Below are 15,706 nucleotides of genomic sequence, written 5' to 3'. Positions count from 1 at the left end.
GACGGAACCCCCATGAGTGCCATCACGATCGAACGTTTCGAGACCCTGATCGTCGACCTGCCGACGATTCGTCCGCACAAACTGGCCATGCATACCCTGCATGGTCAGACACTGGTCATCCTGCGCATTCGGTGCAGTGACGGCATTATCGGTATCGGCGAGGCCACCACCATCGGCGGTCTGGCGTATGCCGGAGAGAGCCCGGAAAGCATCAAGGTGAACCTCGACAAATGGTTCGCTCCGCTTCTTGTCGGGCAAGACGCCACCAACCTCAACGCGTTGATGCAGCGCGTGGATCGTGCCGTTCGCGGCAATACGTTCGCGCGTTCGGCGGTTGAAACGGCGCTGCTTGATGCCCAGGGCAAGCGCCTTGGGTTGCCGGTTGCCGAATTGCTTGGCGGGCGCGTGCGCGACGGTGTGGAAGTGGCCTGGACACTGGCCAGTGGCGACACCGGCAGGGACATCGAAGAAGCCGAGCACATGCTGGAGATGCGCCGTCACCGGCATTTCAAGCTGAAGATCGGTGCCGGTGAACCCGCCCGTGATATCGCTCATGTTGCGGCGATCAAGCGGGCATTGGGTGATCGAGCCAGCGTGCGTGTCGACATCAATCAGGCGTGGAGCGAGGCGGTGGCCATACGTGGCTGCCAGTTGCTTGCAGAGGCAGGCGTCGAGTTGATCGAGCAGCCGCTTTCGCGCCACGACCGCGCGGCCATGGTTCGTCTGAATGCTAGCAGCCCGATTCCATTGATGGCCGATGAAGCCATTGAGTCGGTGCAGGACAGCTTTGCGCTGGCGCAGTCGGGTGCAGCGTCGATTTTCGCTCTGAAAATCGCCAAGGTCGGCGGCCCGCGTGCCGTGTTGCGCACCGCTGCGATTGCCGAAGCCGCCGGTATTGGTTTGTACGGCGGGACCATGCTGGAGGGTAGCGTCGGCACGCTGGCAGCAGCTCACGCCTTCGCCACACTCGACCGGCTGGAGTGGCACACCGAACTGTTCGGGCCACTGCTGCTGACCGAAGACATTCTGGTCGAGCCTCCGGTCTATCGCGATTTTCAACTGATCATCCCCGACACCCCAGGGCTTGGGATGGAGCTGGATGCTGAGCGTCTTTCGCACTTTGCCCGCAGCTGATCTGCCGGAGCACAAGACTAGCCACGAGGATACCCACAACATGCTTTTCCACGTCCGCATGACCGTCAAACTTCCGATCGATATGCCGGTCGACAAGGCCGCTCGACTCAAGGCTGATGAAAAAGCCCTGGCCCAGCGCCTGCAGCAAGAGGGCACCTGGCGCCATCTGTGGCGCATCGCCGGGCTGTACGCCAACGTCAGTATTTTTGATGTGGCAGACGCCCAGGCACTGCACGACACATTGCTGCAACTGCCGCTTTATCCCTACATGGAAATCGAGGTTACGGCCCTGTGCAGGCACCCGTCTTCCATCCATCAAGACGACCGCTGAGTTCGTACCTTTTCAGCCCGACACCGGCAAAACAACAATGAACACCGATGAGGAAAAGACCATGAGCGTACGCATTTCCCAGACCGACGATGTGCAACAGTTCTTCAATGAGGCTTGCGGCCTTGACCAGCCGGGTGGCAGCCCGCGGATGAAAAGCGTTGTGCACCGGGTGCTGACCGAGACGATAAAAATCATCGAAGACCTGCGCATTACGCCGGAAGAGTTCTGGAAAGCCGTCAATTACCTCAACGTGCTTGGCAGCCGTCAGGAAGCCGGTTTGCTGGTCGCGGGGCTGGGGCTCGAGCATTACCTTGATTTGCTGATGGACGCTGAAGACGAACAGGCCGGGCAGACGGGCGGTACCCCGCGGACCATTGAAGGGCCGCTGTATGTCGCAGGGGCTCCGCTGTCCGATCACTATGCCCGCCTGGACGATGGTCAGGACCCTGCAACCGTACTGTTCATGACCGGCCAGGTTCGCGGCACCGATGGAGCGCCGCTGGCCAATGCCATCGTCGATGTGTGGCACGCCAATACCGGGGGCACCTACTCGTATTTCGACCCGTCGCAATCGGCTTTCAACCTGCGTCGCCGGATCCGCACCGATGCACAAGGGCGCTACCGCTTCCAGAGCATCGTGCCATCAGGCTACGGCTGCCCGCCGGATGGGCCGACTCAGCAATTGCTCGACCAGTTGGGTCGTCATGGTCAACGTCCGGCACACATTCATTTCTTCATTTCAGCGCCTGGCCATCGTCACCTGACCACGCAGATCAATCTGGCGGGCGACAAGTACCTGCACGATGATTTTGCCTACGCCACGCGCGATGAACTGATCGCCGAAATTCGCTTCACCGAAGACGCCAACGGCCGCCACGCAGACATAGACTTCGACTTTGTGCTCCAGCCTGCAACGACTGTCGAGGACGAACGCCGCCAGGAACGCCTGCGGGCACTGGAAGTCTGAGTCGAGCGTCCTCTCACGAAGATGTGACGCTTCGGCCACTCAAGATCGGACGCGGAGCGTCCAGAACGGCATTCCCACGCGGAGTGGTATGCCCCCCGAAGGTTGGACAATTATCCACTTACGCTGCCTTGACGGCCTGCATCCTGAATTCCACAGGACTCAGGCCGTTAAGCTTCAGTTTTATGCGTGAGTGATTGTAATACTCAATGTACTCTTCGATACCCGCTTGAAGCTCATCCAGATCGTTAAATTTGTTCAGGTAGAAAAATTCGGATTTCAGCGTGCTAAAAAAGCTCTCTATAGCCGCGTTGTCATAGCAGTTACCCTTGCGCGACATGCTGGCTGTGATCGAATTCTCATGGAGCAGTCGCTGGTAAATAGGCATCCGATATTGCCAGCCCTGGTCAGAATGCAAAATCGGCTTTTCATCCGGTCCAAGCCGCGTGAATGCTCCGTCAAGCATTTCGTCGACCATGGAGTACAGCGGGCGCCTGGCAATCGCATAGGAAATGATTTCGCCGTTGTACAAATCCATGATCGGCGACAGATAGAGTTTCTGGCCTCCTACTTTGAATTCGGTCACGTCGGTGGCCCATTTCTGGTTAAGGTATTGCGCTTTGAAATCACGCTTTAGCAGGTTAGGCGCGGCCTTACCTGTTTCGCCTTTGTAGAAACGGTATTTCTTCACGCGTATCAGGCTCTTCAGGCCTAGCTGCCCCATTAGTTTCTGCACCGTCTTGTGGTTCACAAGATGGCCCGCCCTGCGCAAGACTGCCGTGATGCGACGATAGCCATACCGGCCCTTATGCTCGTAGAACGTTGCCTGAATCAGGTCCTTCAGCCCTGCGTATTTGTCGTCTGCCAGCAGTACCTTTTGTTGATAGTAAAAAGTGCTGCGTGCCAGACCGGCAAACTTCAGCAGGCCGTCCAGAGAATGCAAAGGCCTCAGTTCTATTACGATTTGCGCTTTTTCTGCTGCGCTATTCGTTGCTTCTTCTGAACCAAGGCATCGAGCTTTTTTAGATAATCGACCTCCATCCGCAGTTGCTTCACCTCGGCAAGCAACTCGTCACGCGAACGCGATTCATCGTCGACTGGAGCGGAATTCACAGGGGGAAGGGTCGTCGTCATCTTTCTTGGGCGTCCAGCTTTCTCAGGGGGCTTTGAGGAGGCGTTAAGCGCACCTTCGTCAAAAAGGCGCTGCCATAGATTGATGATGCCGAACTGACGGATATCGAACAAGGCCGCTGTCTGGCGCAGTGATAATCGCTCATCATGCATGCGCTTCAAAACAGCTAGCTTGAACTCGTCACTGTAACGCTGCCGCTTTTTCTCTTTAAGAGCCGCTGGGCCGTGGATCTGATAAGCCGCGACCCACTGACGAAGACAGGAAAAGTCCACATCGTGGCGATGCGCAACATCCCTCAACCCTGCCTTGCCGGCACAATATTCTTTCACGGCTGCGAGTTTTGCCTGCACTGTATATTTACCCATGACGCCTCCAAAGGTTGCGTCCAACCTTCGGGGGTCATACCAGAGCGTGAGGAACGATACCCTGACTATCGTGCGTCGCTCCGCGTCGTCATGCCGTTCGGGAGCGTGAGGAACGATCATCGCAACTATCGTGCGTCGCTCTGCGCCGCATGCCGTTCGGGAGCGTGAGGAACGATCATCGCAACTATCATGCGTCGCTCTGCGCCGCATGCCGTTCGGGAGCGTGAGGAACGATCATCGCAACTATCGTGCGTCGCTCTGCGTCGCATGCCGTTCTGGACGCTCCGCGTCCTCTTGTGGCGTAGAGCGTCCAGTGCTGGAATCATCAGGTATAACAAGCCAGGTGGTGAGCGTCGGCAATGACTGACGCGGGAGGATGCATGCAGTATTCAGGTGAGGGCTTTTCTATAAGGGTATTGGCGTTTGATGATTGCGAGTTGATCAACCGGTACGAAAAGGCCAATCGCAAGCATCTGCAGCCTTGGGAACCGTTCAGGGACGATGACTATTTCATTCTCGAAAACGCCAGATCCAGGGTTCAGCAGCAGTGGGAAAGCATGCAGTCCGGCAGCGCGGTTTTCTTCCTCGTCATCGACTCAGTCGGCGGCGAATTGCTGGGGCGGTTCAGTTACACGAATATCGTGAGGGGCGTTTTTCAGGCCTGCAACCTCGGCTTCTCGCTGGCAGAGACTGCTCAGGGGCGTGGCTTGATGCAAAGGGCGCTTGAGGTGGGCAATCGCTATTGTTTCGAACAGATGGGGCTGCATCGAATCATGGCCAGCCACATGCCAGCCAATGTACGCAGCGAGCGACTTCTGCAATCACTCGGCTTCGAAAAGGAAGGGTACGCGCGCGCCTACCTGAAAATTGCCGGAGTTTGGGAAGACCATGTCCTGAGGGCACTGATCAATCCGAACGAGGCCTGATGGCGAGGCGAGCGCCTTTCCTACTTCTGCGCCACGTCATCCTTCTCCCAGCCGCCGCCGAGCGCCAGAAACAGGTTGATCTGTCCCATGGCCACCTGGGTGTTGGCTTCGGCCATTTGTGCGCGCACGTCGGTGTAAGTGCGTGTGGCTTGCAGGTCAGCGAGGAACGAGGCGCGTCCGGCCTGATAGAAGCGGTGGGTCTGGTCAGCCGCTTGCTTGGCCGATTGTTCGGCTTCCTTGAGAGCATCGCGACGGTCGAGCAGGGCGGTGTATTGCGCCAGACCGGTCTGGGTTTCACGGATGGCGTTGAGCACCACACCGTCAAAGCGCGCCAGTGCAGCTTGCGCGGAGGCTTCAGCCTGATGGATGCGTGCGCGTGAGCCGTTGGACGGGATGGTCCAGTTCAGCAGCGGCCCGAAGCCCCAGCGGTTGGCGGCCGGTTTGCCGAGGTTCTCGATCAGGCCGGTAGTACCGATGCTCGCGCCGATGCTGATGTCAGGATACAACTCGCCGGTGGCAACACCGATTTGCGCAGTCGACATCGCCAGATGACGTTCAGCCTGACGCACATCCGGGCGGCGTTTGAGCAGTGTTGCGCCGTCGCCTACCGGCATGACCTGCGCAATGTGCGGCAGCGCATTGCAGCTGCTGACCCCGGCGGGCAGTTGCTCTACAGGTTTGGCCAGCAGCATCGACAGGCGGAACATCGCCGCCTGACGCCGCGCTTCGTAACGGGGCATTTCGGCTCGCAGTGACTTGAACTGCGTCTGCGAGCGAGTGACCTGGGTTTCATCGCCTCGCCCGGCATCGCGAAGACGCTGGTTGAGGGTTACGCTCTGTTTCTGCAGGTCCAGCGATTCGCGAGCGATGTCGAGTTCTTCGTTGGCAGCGCAAATCTGCGTGTAGGCGCGCACCACATCGGCGACCACTGTGATACGTGCCGTATCCACCGCCGCCTGATTGGCGTCGACATTGGCCTGCGCTGCTTCGATGCCGCGCTGCAAGGTGCCGAACAGATCGAACTGATACGACGTAGTCAGACCCACATCCCCGACGTTGGCGACCGGCACCTTGTCGGTCAGCAGAAACGCTTCGCCCGATTCCTGCACGCGCTGTGCGCCGATTTTCGCGCCGTTGGTAAATCCGCCCGCCGCCTCGGCCTCCGAGGTCTGGTAGCGGGCGCGCTGCAGGTTGGCGGCGGCGATGCGCAGGTCGGTATTAGAGGCAATGGCCTGGCGCACCAGTTCATCCAGACGCGCATCCTGATACAGCCGCCACCAGTGCGCAGGCACCGGGGCCGATACCGTATTGACCGAGCGCCCGGCCAGTTCGCCCTGTAAATCCGGACGATTGATCGCGCCATCCTTGGGCAGTTGGTAATCCGGCCCGACTACCTGACAGGCCGACAACACGGCAGTAAAACCGAGTGCGGCCATGCGTAAGGCACGTTTCATCGTGTGCCCTCCTGCGTATCGTCGATGATTGACACCGTTGCAGTACGCCCGGCGATCATACGGAAGTCGGCAGGTACGTCATCAAAGGCAATGCGTACCGGAATGCGCTGTGCCAGACGCACCCAACTGAAGGCCGGGTTGACGTTGGGCAGCAGGTTCGAGCCACTGCTGCGGTCGCGGTCTTCGATGCCGGCAACGATGCTCACCACATGGCCGGTCAGCCGTGCGTTGTCACCGATGACACGAATGTCGACGCCCTGGCCGACATGAATGCCGTCCAGTTTGGTTTCTTCGAAATAGCCGTCGATATGGAACGATGCGGCATCGACCACCGATAACACCGGACGCCCGGCGGTGACAAATTCATGGTCGCGGGGCGCGCGGTCGTTAAGGTAGCCGTCCACCGGGCTGCGGATCACCGAACGATCCAGATTCAGCTGCGCGGCATCCACTGCGACCTTTGATTCACCAAGCGCAGAAAGGGCGCGGGCTTCGCGGGACTGGCTTTCTTCCAGTTGCTCACGCGCCACCAGGTTGCCCAGGCCACGGTTACGCCTGTTCTCGCGACGTGCCTGTTCCCAGGTTTCCTGGCGCTCGGCGACTGTCGCCTGCGCCTGACGCAAGGCCAGGCGGAAGCGGTCCTGATCGATTGTGAACAGCACCTGGCCCTTGTGCACGGGCTGATTGTCGGTGACCTCGACCTTCTGGATCAGCCCGGACACGTCCGGCGCGATCTGCACGATATCGGCGCGAATATGCCCATCGCGGGTCCACGGCGCGTACATGTAATACATCACCATGCGCCATACAACGACGGCAGCCAGAGTGACAACCAGCAGGGTCAGGACCACGCGGCCCAGTGTCAGTATCGGTTTTTTCATGTCATCAGGTATCGACTTAGAGTATCCACGGCGCCGAGCAACAAAGCGTATAGACCTACGTTGAACAAAGCCCGGTGCCAGACCAGACGGTAGAAGTGGGCACACGACAGCAGCGCGTGCACGGCGAGAAACAGCAGATAGGCGATGCCCATCATCGCCAGGAACGTGGGGATGAAGATCCCGCTGATATCCAGATCACCGATCACAGGGGCGCTCCATCGATGTTATGCGGCAGTTGCTCGGTCAGTTCGCCGCCGACGGTGACAATCTCGACCCCCGGCAACAAGGCCAGACGCAGGCCGCTGAGGGCGTGCAACAGATGCAACCGGGCCGGGTTGTCGCCCATCTCCTGAGCCGTCAACGAACGGCGTGCGCGGTCCATGGCCATCAGCAGGCCGCGGGGCGCGGGCAGCCTTTCACCGGCCTTGCGACAGTGTTTGAAATAGCCGCTGACTTCATCGATCACCTGACGCAACAGCACCTGGGCCGCAGGCGTGGCGCGTCGGGTGTAGGCCAGCAGGTCGAGCATGTTCAGCGCGACGCGCAATTCACGCAGGGCAATCCCGGTGTCCTGCGCGGTGAGTGTCAAACGCGGCAACTGCTGCATCAAACGGTCGAGCATTTGCACGCCCATGCGCCGGTGTTCGGCCAGAGACGCGTCTTCGCTAAGGCTGGCGATGTCACGCCAGCTGAAACGGGTCAGACGCTTGACCGCCAGTTCAACCCCGAACGGGCGGAACACCAGCGTCCAGATAAAGGCGAACAACAGCCCGGCAGGTCCGGCCAGGTTGGAGTTGAGAAAGTTCATGAAGTCCGCGTCGTAGGCGCTCTGAATGCTGATGAACGACGAGGTGTTGACGATGGTCAGCAGCGTGCCGAGAAAGAAGCGCGGTTGCACAGTCAGGGTGCCGACGCAGATGAAGGGCACCGCAAAGGCCAGCACCAGCATCGGAAAGTCGTGCAGGTTAGGCAGCACCACGAACAGGTACAGGCTGGCAAATACCACCGAAAGCAGAGTCCAGAAAAAGAACCGGTAGATTTGCGGGGCAGGGTCGTCCATGGCTGCAAAGAAGCTGCACGACACCGCTGCCAGCGCCACGGCACTGGCGCCGTCTTTCCAGCCCAGCAGAATCCACAACACCGATGCAGCGATGATCGCCAGCACCGTCGAGGTCACTGAATAGAGCATCAGGCCGCGGTCCAGAAACGGCGTCAACCGACCCAGACGCCAGTGGCGATAGACCGCTCTCCATGGCGATTGATCGTCTGTCTTGATCGCATATTGCAGGGTCCGGCAATCCAGCCACAGGTCAATCCACTCGCCGAGCCTGAAAAGCGTGTTGGAGAGCAGCAGCTGATCGCGGTCGTCCAGTTGCGTAGAGTTCGGCTGAAGGCGTTCCAGCTCATCATGCAACTGTTGCCATTGCTCCCGTTGCGGGCCGTCGGCAGTGCTTTCAAGCCAGTCGCAAGCCTTTTGCAGCACGGGTTTCAAGCTGGCCAACAGCTCAGGCGTGCGTCGCTCCAGCGCCCACAATGCGTCATCCAGTGCATCGATGACCGGCAAGAGATGGATCATCCGGCCGCGCAGCTCATTGGCGTTGCGTACGGTTTGCTTGCGTGCGCCCTCGTGGCTCAACTGGCCGATCATCATTTCCAGCGAGTTGAAGCTGCCAACCATCGAATTGCGCAGCGCGCCGATTTCCTCGGGCTGACAGGTGCGGCTGATAAAGCGCTGGCTGTAGGTCGAGGCGTCACTGAACCATTTTTCCGTGGTGGCCTGAAATACCGGTGCCAGACGTCTGGGCCAGAACATTGCACCCACGACGGCGGCGCAGATGATGCCGAGGAAAATCTCTTCGGTACGCGACACGGCGATGTCGAACACGGCCTGCGGGTTGTCGACCACCGGCAGGGAAATCAGCGGCATGGTGTAACCCGCCAGCATCAGTGCGTAGCTGTCGGCCGTGCGCAAGTGCAGGGAAAGGAACAACAGGGTGCCGGTCCACAGTCCGACCACGATGGCCAGTAGCAAGGGCGTCTGTACGAACATCGGTACCAGCAGCACCGACGCCGCTGCACCGGCCAGGGTGCCGGCGGCCCTGTACAGGGCTTTGGAGCTGGTCGGGCCGACAAAGGGGCTGGAGACAATGTACACCGTGGCCATGGCCCAATAGGGGCGAGGCATTTCCATCAACAGCGCGATGTACAGCGCCAGCATCGACGCGCCGAAGGTACGCACGCCGTAGAACCAGTCGCGTGCCGGTGGGACGCTGGAGAAAAATCCGTTCAAACCTGCCCCCCGTGCTCACCTTGTGCAGCCTCGGCGAAGGCCTGAAATACCCGCAAGGTGGCTTCGAGATCGGCAGGTTGAAGGCCCTGAAGCACATCCGCCCGCAGACGCGTCAGCTCCTGTTCTATCGAGCCTGCCAACGCACGACCCTTGTCCGTAAGGCTGAGGGCCTTGGCGCGGCGATCATTGGGGTCTTCGCTGCGGCAGACGATGCCGGCCTTGCACAGTTGGTCGAGCAGGCGCACCAGTGTCGGGCTTTCCATGCCGGCCGCCTGCGCGACTTTTACCTGATGCACGCCGTCACCCAGGCGCGCAATGGCCAGCAGTGGCCCGGCACATGCTTCAGAAATTTCATAGGTGACCAGTGTGTTCTGGCAAATGCGTCGCCATTGGCGAGAGGCGGCTACCAGGCCGCTACTGACAGCGCGATGCAGTGGGTCGACAAGCATGAATCACCGGGGGCTGAGTCGTGAACAATTTAGTTAGGAACAATATTGTTAGGTAGGATGTTAGTAGGGTGCTAACTAATATCTCGTAACAAGTTCTTACAGTCAACCCGTAACTGCCCAGTGGGGCTTTTTGGGTTGCAGGGACGCCCGAAAGGGTTTTTTGAGAGGGCGTAGAGGCGATGAACGGCTGTTCGCGTCCGCTTTTAGCGGGGAAAGTTCATTATTTCAAAAAATAATTGCTACCGTTCGTCGGTAAAAAGCCCAAAAATCCCGCGCATCTACGCAGCACCATTCAAAAAAATGGCGCGGCACCCGATAGGAGGGTCCTGATGAATCACCGTCTGCAGCAAATGGATGGCGATCTGCCTTGTGTAGGGATATGGCATCAAAGTAGTGGCATCGGTCTTTTTGTGGCGGTTTATTGGCGTCATTGCGTTGTCGTTGCTGTTTAAAAAATAAACGATTGAGCCGATAGTCTGGTTGACCACAACGGGCCAGCACGCCCGTTCCAGAGCCATTCTGTCGGTGCGCAATGCGTACCTTGCGAGCTACTCCATGATCGACCTTGCCACCTGGAATCTTTCCGTCCCTGTCGGAAGTCCCGCGACCATCATCGAAACCCCCAAGTTGGTTAAGGGTTATCGGGATGGCTATTTTCAATCCGGGGATACGCTGTTTTTCTGGGCACCGGTGACCGGTTCCACCACAGAGAACGCCAAGTACCCGCGCTCCGAATTACGCGAGACGACGTCCGATGGCAGGGTCTTCAACTGGGCCTACTCAAGCGCTGACAATTTTCTGCGCGCGACGCTGGAGGTCGATCAAGTGCCTTCCACGGGCAAAATCGTGATCGGTCAGATTCACTGCTACCAGAGCACCGAACCGCTGCTGAAGGTGGAGTATCAGTACAAGGAGAAGCTGCAGACCGGCAATATCGTCGCCAAGTTTCGTCGTACGCCGGACTCGGAAATCGAGGTCATCAACATCGCCCAGGGTGTGCCGCTCAATAAGCAGTTCAACTACACCATCAACCTGTCGCCGTCTGGCGATCTGACGGTGAATGCGTTCGACGCAGTCTGGTACGCCAAGCTGGATTCAGCCTGGGCCAGCAAACTGTTCTATTTCAAGGCAGGGGTCTACACCCAGGACAATACCGGTTACACCACTGAAGGCGGTTCGGCCACTTTCTACAAGCTGGCCATTGCCCACGAGAAAAAGAATTGATCGTTACGGTCTGGAAGATTCAGACCGCTGGAAATATCAGACTGAAGCAGATTCTGCCGGCGGCGGGTTGAGCCACTTCGGCCCGCCCGCCATGCAGGTGCATGATTGCTGTAACAATGGCCAGCCCCAGGCCGTTGGAGTCCGAGCGCTCATGGCGCGAGGCGTCACCCCGATAGAAGCGGTCGAACAGTCGCGCGAGCGTGGCTTGTGGTAATACCGGGCCCTGATTTTCTACCTCGATTCGCCACTGACGATCAACTGCCGCAACACGAATCAGGATTTCGCTGTTTTCATTCGCATAGCGAATTGCGTTGGCGACCAGATTGCTCAGTGCACGGCGCAGCAGGATCGGGTCGGCCAGCAACGTGCCTTGTCCGCTATGGCTCAGCCGCAGATTACGCTCTTCAGCCAGCCCTTCGAAATAACCTGCCACGCGTTGCAATTCATCGTGCAGGTCCAGCGGCTGGCGTTCCAGCGCGGCCTGGGCTTCGTCCGCTCGAGCCAGAAACAGGATGCTTTCCACCAGCCTTGAGATACGTTCCAGCTCTTCCAGATTGGAAGCCAGCAGGACCTGATATTCGTCGGCGCTACGGTTCTGGCGCAAGGCAACCTGGCAGTGGCCCATCAGCGAACCGACCGGCGTACGAATCTCGTGGGCCAGATCGGCGGAGAACTGCATCAGGCGTCGATAGCCGTCGTCCAGACGGTCAAGCATGGCATTGAAGGCATCGCTCAATTGTTGCAGCTCGACAGGCGTGTCGTGGCTGTCGAGCCGTTTGTGCAGGCTGGCCGGGGTTATTGCGGCAGCGTGGGCGGCCATTCTGCGCAGTGGGCGCAAGCCGCGTCGCAGCAATACGTAACCCAGCACGGCGGTAATCAGGAACGCCAGTGCAACGGCGATATAAATGCTCTGCCGGAAGCTGGCGAGCATGGCCATCTCCTTGACCATCAGGTGCGCGGCCTGCAAGCGCACTGCAACGCCATTGGACATCACCTGTACTGCCGCCGCACGCAACGGCACGCCTTGCAGGCTCAGGCCACTGCGCAGGTCATCGACCCGTAAAGGCTGATCCTGCGCCACGGTCGGTAGCTCTGGCAGTGGCGCGCGTTGCGGGTTGACCGATATCACCGGTGGCTTGCCAGGTTCGCCGATGATGAAAATATCTTCCTCGCTGTCGAGCATGTTCTCGAACAGTTGCGGGCTGCCTTTGAGGTTGTCCATCGTCAGGTCATAGCGCAACAGCTTGCGGAAATGATCGAGCCGCGCCAGTACCGCGTGGTCGCTGCGTTGCATGACAGTTTCTTCTATGGACTGGTACAGATAAAGCCCCGCGCCGCTGACCGTAAGCATCGCCACCAGCGCGAAGGCGAGGGTAGAACGCAGGGTCAGGGAAGGCTGGCGTCGCATGGCCGCACCTCGCACACATAACCGATACCGCGCACGGTGTGGATGAGCTTGACCGGGTAGGGCAGGTCGACCTTGCTGCGCAGGCGCTTGATGGCGACGTCCACAACATTGGTGTCACTGTCGAAATTCATGTCCCAGACTTCCGAGGCAATCTGTGCCCGTGACAGCACGTCGCCTTCGCGGCGCAATAACAGGTGTAGCAGGGCAAACTCCTTGTTGGTCAGCACGATGACCTGCTGCTGACGCGTCACGCGGCGGCGCAGCAGGTCCAGTTCAAGGTCGGCCAGATGAAAATGGTCTGCCTCGCGCACCACGCCCCGGCGCAGGATGGTGCGGATGCGCAGCAGCAGTTCAGTGAAGGAAAACGGTTTGACCAGATAATCGTCAGCGCCGAGCTCCAGCCCGCGAATCCGGTCCTGCAACTGGTCGCGAGCGGTCAGGAATAGCACCGGCACGTCCTGCCGGGCGCGCAGCACTTCGATGATCTGCCAGCCATCGATGCCTGGCAGCATCACATCCAGCACGATCAGGTCGTAGCGGTTTTCCAGTGCCAGGTGCAGGCCGTCGGCACCGTGCTGGGTCCAGTCGACCTTGTAGCCGGATTCACCCAGGCCCTTCTTCAGGTATTCACCGGTTTTGGTGTCGTCTTCAATCAGCAGGATATGCATCGTTTTGTCCGCTACGCTTTTGCAGGCACCCACGTGCGCCGATGCCAAAGTCTAACCAGTTGCCGACAAGGTGTCCGGCGAATGACAAAAATGTCATTGCCCGGTCATTCTGCGGTGCCGGTAGCGGTGCAAGGATGGGTTCCAGATATCAACTGCCAAGGAAGTACCGATGAAGACTGCACTCTCTACTACGTTCGGCCTGCTGTTGCTCAGCGCTGCTGTCATGACTCAGGCTGCTGACATGAAAGTGGTCAAACCCATGCGCGGGACCGTCGACAGCGTAAGCGCCGACACCCTCGATTTCACCACCCGCTCGGGTCAGCACGAAAGTATCAAGCTGACTGACAAGACCGGTATTCGTCTTGTGTCCGAAGCTGACTTCAAGCAAATCAAAGGCGACAGTTTTGTAGGTTCGGCTGCCATCCCGCAGGCGGACGGCACACTGAAAGCGCTGGAAGTGACCGTTTTTGAAGCCAGCCTCAAAGGCAGCGGCGAAGGTCACTACGGCTGGGAAAACGCTGATGGCAGTACCGGCACCATGACCAATGGCACCGTTGGCACGTTGGCTGGCACCGATGGCCGCACGCTGACCGTCAAATACGAGGGTGGCGAGAAGAAGCTGGTGGTGCCGCAGGATGTGCCTATCGCCTACGTCGAGCCAGGCAAGGTTGATCAGTTGACCAAGGGCGCCAAGGTCGTGGTGTTCCCGGCTGACGACGGCAAGTCGGCACGTGGTGTCGCAGTCGGCAAGGACGGTTTTACCCCGCCGATGTAATCGCAGCCGAGGCTGTCAGTGGCAGGCTGCTGCTGACATCCTCGGTTACACCTGATCTAGAGGGATCTGCGCATGAAAACCCGCCCTATCCACCCGTGGCCGGTGCGCCTGACGCATTGGGTCAATGCCTTGGGCATGGTCTGCATGTTCATGAGCGGTTGGGCTATTTATAACGCGTCGCCACTGATGCCATTCACCTTTCCCAAATTCCTGACACTCGGCGGCTGGCTGGGCGGCTCCATTGCCTGGCACTTCGCGGTCATGTGGCTGTTGGTGATCAACGGCCTGCTGTATGTGCTGTATGGCGTATTCAGCCGCCACTTCAAACGCGATCTGCTGCCAGTTCGCCCGTCCGAAGTGAAGCGTGACATGAGTGATGCGCTGCACTTTCGGCTGGCCCACGTCAAAGGCCGTTACAACGCGGTACAACGGTTGATGTACTGGCTGGTGTTGGTCATGGGCGTGCTGGTGGTGGTGTCCGGGCTGGCTATCTGGAAACCGGTGCAGTTTCAGGGCCTGGTTGCCCTGCTGGGCGGGTTCGATTTTGCCCGCTGGGTGCATTTTGGCGCGATGACGGCCATTGGCGCGTTTGTTGTTGTTCATCTGGTGCTGGTCGTGCTGGTGCCCAGTACCTTGTTACCCATGATTACCGGCGGCCGCCAGCCGAACGAAGACGGAACTGCGCAACCATGAACGAACCTCGTAAACGCATCACCCAGCGCATTCGTCTGGAGCCTGCGCAGCAGAGCCAGCTGGTCGATATCCAGCGCCGCTCGTTTCTACGCGCCGGGCTGACAGTGGGGGCGATGTCGATGCTCACCGGCTGCAACCTGCAGGATGGCGATCAGGTCGACAAAGTGCTGTGGGCCATGTCGCGCTGGAATGACCGGGTTCAGGCCTGGCTGTTCAACGGCCAGAAACTGGCCCCGACCTACAGCAAGGCGCAGCTGACCAACCCGTTCCCGTTCAATGCGTTCTACCCCGAATACAACGTGCCGGAGGTGGAGCTTTCCGACTATCGGCTGGCGGTGTCCGGGCTGGTGCGTGACAAGCAGCCGTGGACGCTGGATGCACTGCGCAAATTGCCGCAACGCACCGACATCACGCGGTTGATCTGCATTGAGGGTTGGAGTGCGATAGGACAATGGGGCGGTGTGCCGCTGAAGACTTTTCTGGAGTACATCGGTGCCGATACCACGGCACGTTTCGTCGGCTTCAAGTGCGCCGATCGCTATTATTCAAGCCTGGATATGCCTACTGCGCTGCATCCGCAGACATTGCTGGCGCTGGACTTCGGTGAAGTCGCCCTGCCACCGGATTACGGTTACCCGCTGCGGGTGCGAGTGCCGACCAAGTTGGGCTTCAAGAACCCCAAGCACATCGTCGAGATCTTCGTCAGCAACGAAAATCCTGGCGGGTACTGGGAGGATCAGGGCTACAACTGGTTCAGCGGGATCTAGGAGCGGACGCAGAGCGTCCAGAAGGGCATTCGACGCAGAGCGTCGCACGATGGCGGTAGTTAGATTATCGTTCCTCACGCTCCAGCGTGGGAATGCCGTTCGTGACGCTCTGCGTCACATGGCGGTTTTTTCTTTGTCAGGTGGATTGAGGTTCGGCTCAGGTCACCTTTTCGCCCCTCGGCGGGTTACTTTGATGGGGCCAAAGTAACCAACCCCCCTCGCTCCTGTTTCCGGCCCGACTTCGT

16 protein-coding genes are annotated in these 15,706 nt (G+C 59.1%); 8 read left to right on the top strand and 8 right to left on the bottom strand.

The window, feature by feature from the left end; genetic code table 11:
• The first annotated feature begins 12 nt into the window (after positions 1-12).
• The 3 genes from AC4ANE_RS17885 (at position 13) to catA (ending at position 2,432) form a co-directional block, all read left to right on the top strand.
• Entirely contained in the window at positions 13-1,134 is a 1,122-nt protein-coding gene (locus AC4ANE_RS17885) for a muconate cycloisomerase family protein (RefSeq protein ID WP_460408439.1), read from the top strand.
• A 40-nt stretch (positions 1,135-1,174) separates the two neighbouring features.
• A complete protein-coding gene (gene catC / locus AC4ANE_RS17880) occupies positions 1,175-1,465 on the top strand; it encodes a muconolactone Delta-isomerase (RefSeq protein ID WP_005733728.1) in 291 nt (96 codons plus the stop codon).
• Between the two features lie 61 nt (positions 1,466-1,526).
• Positions 1,527-2,432: a catechol 1,2-dioxygenase gene (gene catA / locus AC4ANE_RS17875; RefSeq protein ID WP_005733729.1), complete on the top strand. Its 906-nt coding sequence runs from the start codon at positions 1,527-1,529 to the stop codon at positions 2,430-2,432.
• 118 nt (positions 2,433-2,550) lie between these two features.
• On the opposite strand, the gene AC4ANE_RS17870 is transcribed toward catA, so the two are convergent.
• Positions 2,551-3,926 (bottom strand): IS3 family transposase gene (locus AC4ANE_RS17870; protein WP_460409003.1). Its coding sequence is split into 2 segments (ribosomal slippage): positions 2,551-3,455 and positions 3,455-3,926, totalling 1,377 coding nucleotides; the frame shifts between segments, so codons are not numbered across the junction.
• Between the two features lie 380 nt (positions 3,927-4,306).
• Here AC4ANE_RS17870 and AC4ANE_RS17865 point away from each other — a divergent pair.
• Complete coding sequence (locus tag AC4ANE_RS17865) at positions 4,307-4,852, top strand: GNAT family N-acetyltransferase (RefSeq protein WP_002554199.1); 546 nt, start codon at positions 4,307-4,309, stop codon at positions 4,850-4,852.
• Between the two features lie 20 nt (positions 4,853-4,872).
• On the opposite strand, the gene AC4ANE_RS17860 is transcribed toward AC4ANE_RS17865, so the two are convergent.
• From AC4ANE_RS17860 to AC4ANE_RS17840, 5 genes are read right to left on the bottom strand one after another with little or no spacing between them, the layout of a single operon-like run.
• On the bottom strand, positions 4,873-6,306 hold the full coding sequence (locus tag AC4ANE_RS17860) for an efflux transporter outer membrane subunit (RefSeq protein ID WP_002554198.1): 1,434 nt from the start codon (positions 6,304-6,306) through the stop codon (positions 4,873-4,875).
• The gene (locus AC4ANE_RS17855; protein ID WP_005744634.1) at positions 6,303-7,187 is read right to left on the bottom strand and encodes an efflux RND transporter periplasmic adaptor subunit; all 885 of its coding nucleotides are present in this window, start codon (positions 7,185-7,187) and stop codon (positions 6,303-6,305) included. Before AC4ANE_RS17855 ends, AC4ANE_RS17860 begins: the two co-directional genes overlap by 4 nt.
• A complete protein-coding gene (locus AC4ANE_RS17850) occupies positions 7,184-7,393 on the bottom strand; it encodes a DUF1656 domain-containing protein (protein WP_002554196.1) in 210 nt (69 codons plus the stop codon). The genes AC4ANE_RS17855 and AC4ANE_RS17850 overlap by 4 nt, the downstream gene beginning before the upstream one ends.
• Positions 7,390-9,477, bottom strand: coding sequence for an FUSC family protein (locus tag AC4ANE_RS17845; RefSeq protein ID WP_002554195.1), 2,088 nt, complete (start codon positions 9,475-9,477; stop codon positions 7,390-7,392). Before AC4ANE_RS17845 ends, AC4ANE_RS17850 begins: the two co-directional genes overlap by 4 nt.
• On the bottom strand, positions 9,474-9,926 hold the full coding sequence (locus AC4ANE_RS17840) for a MarR family winged helix-turn-helix transcriptional regulator (protein ID WP_002554194.1): 453 nt from the start codon (positions 9,924-9,926) through the stop codon (positions 9,474-9,476). Before AC4ANE_RS17840 ends, AC4ANE_RS17845 begins: the two co-directional genes overlap by 4 nt.
• Positions 9,927-10,481: 555 nt before the next feature.
• Between AC4ANE_RS17840 and AC4ANE_RS17835 the strand changes: the two genes are divergently transcribed.
• Positions 10,482-11,150 (top strand): polysaccharide lyase family 7 protein, encoded by a 669-nt coding sequence (locus tag AC4ANE_RS17835; protein WP_002554193.1) that lies wholly within the window; start codon positions 10,482-10,484, stop codon positions 11,148-11,150.
• Positions 11,151-11,169: 19 nt separating this feature from the next.
• Here AC4ANE_RS17835 and AC4ANE_RS17830 read toward each other — a convergent pair whose 3' ends face one another.
• On the bottom strand, positions 11,170-12,558 hold the full coding sequence (locus AC4ANE_RS17830) for a heavy metal sensor histidine kinase (protein WP_031597597.1): 1,389 nt from the start codon (positions 12,556-12,558) through the stop codon (positions 11,170-11,172).
• On the bottom strand, positions 12,537-13,226 hold the full coding sequence (locus tag AC4ANE_RS17825) for a heavy metal response regulator transcription factor (protein WP_002554192.1): 690 nt from the start codon (positions 13,224-13,226) through the stop codon (positions 12,537-12,539). The genes AC4ANE_RS17830 and AC4ANE_RS17825 overlap by 22 nt, the downstream gene beginning before the upstream one ends.
• A 169-nt stretch (positions 13,227-13,395) precedes the next feature.
• Between AC4ANE_RS17825 and AC4ANE_RS17820 the strand changes: the two genes are divergently transcribed.
• The 3 genes from AC4ANE_RS17820 (at position 13,396) to AC4ANE_RS17810 (ending at position 15,461) form a co-directional block, all read left to right on the top strand.
• On the top strand, positions 13,396-14,001 hold the full coding sequence (locus tag AC4ANE_RS17820; RefSeq protein ID WP_002554191.1) for a hypothetical protein: 606 nt from the start codon (positions 13,396-13,398) through the stop codon (positions 13,999-14,001).
• A gap of 72 nt (positions 14,002-14,073) precedes the next feature.
• Complete coding sequence (locus AC4ANE_RS17815) at positions 14,074-14,694, top strand: cytochrome b/b6 domain-containing protein (RefSeq protein ID WP_002554190.1); 621 nt, start codon at positions 14,074-14,076, stop codon at positions 14,692-14,694.
• Complete coding sequence (locus AC4ANE_RS17810) at positions 14,691-15,461, top strand: molybdopterin-dependent oxidoreductase (protein ID WP_002554189.1); 771 nt, start codon at positions 14,691-14,693, stop codon at positions 15,459-15,461. Before AC4ANE_RS17815 ends, AC4ANE_RS17810 begins: the two co-directional genes overlap by 4 nt.
• Positions 15,462-15,706 lie beyond the last annotated feature (245 nt).

Source organism: Pseudomonas sp. Pme6b (genome assembly GCF_058129925.1).
The sequence above is the reverse complement of the archived record's forward strand: the minus strand, read 5'-3'. Positions and strand labels throughout refer to the sequence as shown.